Source organism: Paraclostridium benzoelyticum, assembly GCF_001006285.1.
Lineage (GTDB): Bacteria > Bacillota > Clostridia > Peptostreptococcales > Peptostreptococcaceae > Paraclostridium > Paraclostridium benzoelyticum.
This window is the reverse complement of record NZ_LBBT01000049.1, coordinates 1-5,065: the sequence shown is the minus strand read 5'-3', so window position 1 is coordinate 5,065 and position 5,065 is coordinate 1. Positions and strand designations below refer to the sequence as shown.

The window sequence follows — 5,065 nt, the reverse complement described above, 5'->3', positions numbered from 1 at the left end:
TGTACTGAGACCCAAAAGTTGGACTTTATACAGGAATGAAAATTCATTCCTGTATTTTTTGTTTTATGCAATTTTAGATTCATAGTCAATTCTATATTTAACAGGGCTACGCCAATTTAATTTTTCTTTAATTCTATTGTTATTATAGTAGTAAATATAATCTGTTATAGCTATCTCTAATTCATTAAAACTTTTATATATTTTTCCATAGTACATTTCCTGTTTCATTACTCCAAAGAAATTTTCCATAGGAGAATTATCAAGACACGTACCTTTTCTAGACATACTTTGGAATATTTTATTATTCTTAAGTGTTTTTCTATACAAATTCATTTGATATGCCCAACCTTGATCCGAGTGAAAAGTTCTTCTATAAGGGCAATCTTTTGTAACATCGATAGATTTATTTAATGCATCATTGATAGCCTTAAAATTAGGTTTATTTGATATACTGAATGATAAAATTTCTCCATTAAACATATCTAAAAATGGATCAAGATAAGCCTTTTTTATAATTAATTTACCATTTTCATCTGTAGTATATATTTTAAATTCCGATGTATCTGTTGTTATCTTCTGATGAGGAATTGATGTTTTAAATCTTCTATTTATTTTATTATTTTCTATTTTTCCAATTGTACCTTTATATGAATTATATTTACGTGATTTATGAGAAAATGCAATGCATTTAAGGTCTAATTTTTTCATAATACGTCTAACTTTCTTTTGATTAATAACTATGCCCATATCTTTTAATGTAGCTGTAATTCGGCGATAGCCATATCTTCCATTATGTTCTTGAAAAACTAATTTAATTTTTTCTTCAATATTTTCATCTGGATTTTCACTATCAAATCTCTTTTGCCAATACATATATGTTGATTTAGGAAATTTAGTAGCTTCAAGAAGAGTGGATAGTTTAAATTCCTTGCGAAGATCATAAATTACTTTTGATTCGTATCGGTTTTTAACCTTTCGGGAACATTCATTCCTGAAGCACGCAGCTTTTTTAAAAATGCAAGCTCCGCTTTTAACAGTGTATTTTCATATTCTAACTCTTGTTCTCTTGTTAACTTTTTTTCTTTTTTAGTGTTTTTGTTCATGGATGGTTTCCCCTTCGTTCTAGACAAGGCATCTATACCATCATTTAAAAATTTCTGTTTCCATGCTGATATAAGTGAACTATTGTTCATTTTAAAATGGTTAGCGACCTCTTGTGCACTAGATTTAGTTATTAACATATAGTTTATAACATCTAGCTTGAACTGTACAGTATAGCAGGTATCTCTATTTTTTCTTTTTAGCCCATCTTCACCTAATATGTTATAGGCATTTACCCATTTTTGAATTTGGCTATTATTATGAATTCCATATTTTTTTGATAGTGAAAGAAATCCGCCTTCTCCATTTAAATAAGATTTAACAACTTTTAGTTTAAAACTAAAATCGTATTTAGTCATATAAAAACACCCCAATCATTAGATTTTTAGTCCAACAATTGGGGCGCAGTACATTTACTAGTAACTTTTTTTATAAAAATTTTTTCACGCGATTTAGATTGAGTGCAAACTATGATATTATTAACTTAATAGTAAAAAAATGGGAGGAATAATATGATTTCAAAAGAAGTAGCCTCTAAAGTATTATCAAAGTGTTTGATAACAGGTGGAGATTTTGCAGAAATATTTGAAGAAGATACGATAAGTAATTCAATAGGTATAATAGATAACAAAGTTGAAAATGCACTAGGTGGACGAAGTTATGGAATAGGAATTAGGATTTTTAAAGGATTGAAAAGTGTTTATGCATACACTAATGACAATTCGATTTCTTCATTATTAGATACAGCGTATAAAGCAGCACTAGCACTAGGAAGTTTAAATGAAGAAAAAACTATAGTATTAAATAATAGTATAAAGTACAAAGATATGCATCCTATAAAATTATATCCAAATTTAATAGATTATAAAGATAAAATAAAAGTAATGAAGGAAGCATATAAAAGTGCAAAAGATTATAGTACAGATATTTCACAAGTAAATGTAACTTATTTAGATAAAGATCAAAAGGTACTAGTAGCCAATACTGAAGGAATATATGTAGAGGATAGACGTATAAGAACTAGACTTGGTATTAGTGCTATTGCATCAAAAGGAAACGAAAATCAAACTGGATTTGAAGGTCCTGGAAGGGCTATGGGATTTGAAATGTTTGAAGAAGTAGATCCCGAATATTATGGTAAAGAAGCTGCTAGAACAGCATATACTATGTTACATGCCAAAAACTGCCCTGCAGGTAAAATGCCTGTTGCAATAGATAATGGATTTGGGGGAGTAATATTCCACGAAGCATGCGGACACTCATTAGAAGCTACATCAGTAGCAAAAGGAAACTCTGTATTTTCTGGGAAGTTAGGTGAACAGATTGCATCTTCAAAAGTTACAGCAATTGACGATGGAACATTAGCTAACCACTGGGGGTCTAGCAATGTAGATGATGAAGGAAATTTAACTCAAAAAAATACATTGATTAAAAATGGTATTTTAAATTCATATATGATAGATAAGTTAAATGGAAGAAGAATGAATATGGAAGCTACAGGAAGTTCTAGAAGACAAAGTTACAAGTATGCACCAACTTCAAGAATGACAAATACATACATAGCAGCTGGAGAAGATAAAGAAGCAGATATAATAAAATCAATTGATAATGGACTTTATGCAAAAAAAATGGGTGGAGGATCTGTGAATCCAGTAACAGGTGAGTTTAACTTTGCAGTAGCTGAAGGTTACCTTGTTAAAAATGGAGAGATTAAAGAACCTGTAAGAGGAGCAAGCTTAATTGGAAAAGGTAGTGAAGTACTTATGAATATAGACATGGTGTCTGATAACCTAAAGCAAGCTCAAGGTATGTGTGGTTCATCTTCAGGTAGTATACCAACAAATGTGGGTCAGCCTATGATAAGAGTTAAAGAAATTACTGTAGGCGGAAGATCGGAGGAGTAATTATGGAATTTAATATATTTAAAGATCAATTATTTGAAAGAGCTAAGCAAGAAGGTTTTACCGATTGCGAAGTTTATTATTCTGATGGAGAAAATATAAGTATATCTGTTTATGAATTTGAATTAGAAAAATATAATATTGATAAGTATATAGGTCTTTCATTTAGAGGATTAATAAATGGTAAAATGGGATATTCGTATACTGAAATTTTAGATGAAGAAGCCATAGATATGTTAGTGAAAAAGGCAAAAGAAGGAGCTGTATCTATAGAAAATACAGATGTGCAGTTTATATATAAAGGTGATGAAAGTTATAGTGAGGTTAAAACTTATTCAGAAAAACTAGAAAACATAGATCCAGCTGAATTGATTGAAATAGCTATAGATTTAGAGAGACAAACAAAAAATTACAGTGATAAGGTTATTAATTTAAGTGGATGCAAAGTATCATACAGTTCATCAAGAAGCTTAATTAGTAATACAAAAAATCTTAATTTAAGTAACAAGAGTAATTTACTTATGGCATATGTAATTCCAGTTATAGAAGATAGTAATCAAAAGCAAGATGGAATGGGATATCAATTAGTTGAAGATATAAAAGATATAGATACTAAGAAAATTGCATCAGATGCAGTAAATGAAGCATTTTCTAAAATTGGGGCTAAATCTATAGAATCAGGCAACTATAAAACTATAATAAATAATGAAGCTATGTCATCTTTACTTGAAACATTTAGTGATGTATTTAGTGCAGAAAGTGCTCAAAGAGGAATGTCATTACTTAAAGATAAAGAAGGTAGTAATATAGCTTCTGATATTGTTACAATAGTAGACAATCCATTATTAGACAATGGATTATCATCAACACCATTTGATGATGAAGGAGTTGCAACCTATAAAAAAGATATAGTTAAAGATGGAAAACTAATAACTTTACTTCATAACCTAAAAACTGCACACAAAGCAAATACAAAAACTACAGGAAATGGGTTTAAGTCATCGTACTCATCAGTTGTAAGTGTTGACCCAACAAATTTCTATATAGAAAAAGGAAATTTAACTTTCGAAGAACTTGTAAAACACGTAAATGAGGGTATAATAGTAACTGACTTTGCAGGTCTTCACTCAGGGGCAAATTCAATTACAGGAGATTTTTCTTTAGCTGCAAAAGGATATTATATAACAAATGGAGAAAAATCTTATCCTATAGAACAAATAACTGTGGCAGGAAACTTTTTTGAATTAATTAAAGATATTGAAAATATAGGAAATGATTTGAAATTTCCATTAAGTAATATAGGATCACCATCTGTTGTAGTTAAATCTCTATCTATAGCAGGTAAATAAAATAAAAAAAGCACTTAATTTAATAAGTGCTTTTTTTATAAAAATATATGGGATTACTTTGAATCACTTATGATTTTTCTTAAAGTAGTAGAAGAATTATAAGCAACTGAAAAAGCACTTACAGCATTTACTAAATCATCTTGGTTTTCAGTTTTTAAGAAGTCTTCAGATTTTATTAAAGATACTTTATAAAAACTTAAAATGGCCTTAATAGCTAGAACGGTTGTATCATCTTTCGTTGGTACTGTAGATGATTTTGAATTTAAGTTTTTAATTAATGAATCTAAAATTCTAATTTGTTGTTTTGCAGAATCTTCGTTAAGTTCATCTTTTAATATAGTATTAATAAGCATATACATATTATTATCTATTAAGTCTAAATCTTTAATTAAGTCTTGCGAGATAGAACTAGGTGTTAAACATTCAAATGCTGAAACAAAATTTAAATTACAAGTTAAAATAGTTAAAGTCATGATTATTATAATTTTAATTTTTTTAAAGTTCATATGTCCACCTCTTTTTTATAGTGCATGTATATTTAAATATTTTTGTAGTAGTAAAAGTATTAAAGTATCTAGGAAATAAACTATAAAATTTATTAAATATTATATGTAAATATCAAAAAATATAATGCTGTAAAACCTTAACAAATTATAGTGTTTATATGGAAATTTTTATGAATAAATAAAAATACAATGAATATATATATTAAAA

3 protein-coding genes and 1 pseudogene are annotated in these 5,065 nt (G+C 28.2%); 2 read left to right on the top strand and 2 right to left on the bottom strand.

Going from position 1 to position 5,065, the window contains the following annotated elements; translation table 11 throughout:
- Positions 1-63: 63 nt before the first annotated feature.
- Positions 64-1,460 (bottom strand): annotated as a pseudogene (locus VN21_RS18185) (IS3 family transposase).
- A gap of 153 nt (positions 1,461-1,613) precedes the next feature.
- Here VN21_RS18185 and VN21_RS02585 point away from each other — a divergent pair.
- Complete coding sequence (locus tag VN21_RS02585) at positions 1,614-3,005, top strand: TldD/PmbA family protein (protein ID WP_046821907.1); 1,392 nt, start codon at positions 1,614-1,616, stop codon at positions 3,003-3,005.
- 2 nt (positions 3,006-3,007) lie between these two features.
- Positions 3,008-4,351 (top strand): TldD/PmbA family protein, encoded by a 1,344-nt coding sequence (locus VN21_RS02580; RefSeq protein WP_046821906.1) that lies wholly within the window; start codon positions 3,008-3,010, stop codon positions 4,349-4,351.
- 53 nt (positions 4,352-4,404) lie between these two features.
- Here the strand turns inward: VN21_RS02580 and VN21_RS02575 are convergent, their stop codons facing one another.
- Positions 4,405-4,857, bottom strand: coding sequence for a hypothetical protein (locus VN21_RS02575; RefSeq protein ID WP_046821905.1), 453 nt, complete (start codon positions 4,855-4,857; stop codon positions 4,405-4,407).
- Positions 4,858-5,065: the final 208 nt, after the last annotated feature.

Excerpts from the sequence above, each read along its gene's own strand:
- VN21_RS02575 (WP_046821905.1), bottom strand. The coding sequence starts at position 4,857 with ATGAACTTTAAAAAAATTAAAATTATAATAATCATGACTTTAACTATT.
- VN21_RS02585 (WP_046821907.1), top strand. The coding sequence starts at position 1,614 with ATGATTTCAAAAGAAGTAGCCTCTAAAGTATTATCAAAGTGTTTGATA.
- VN21_RS02580 (WP_046821906.1), top strand. The coding sequence starts at position 3,008 with ATGGAATTTAATATATTTAAAGATCAATTATTTGAAAGAGCTAAGCAA.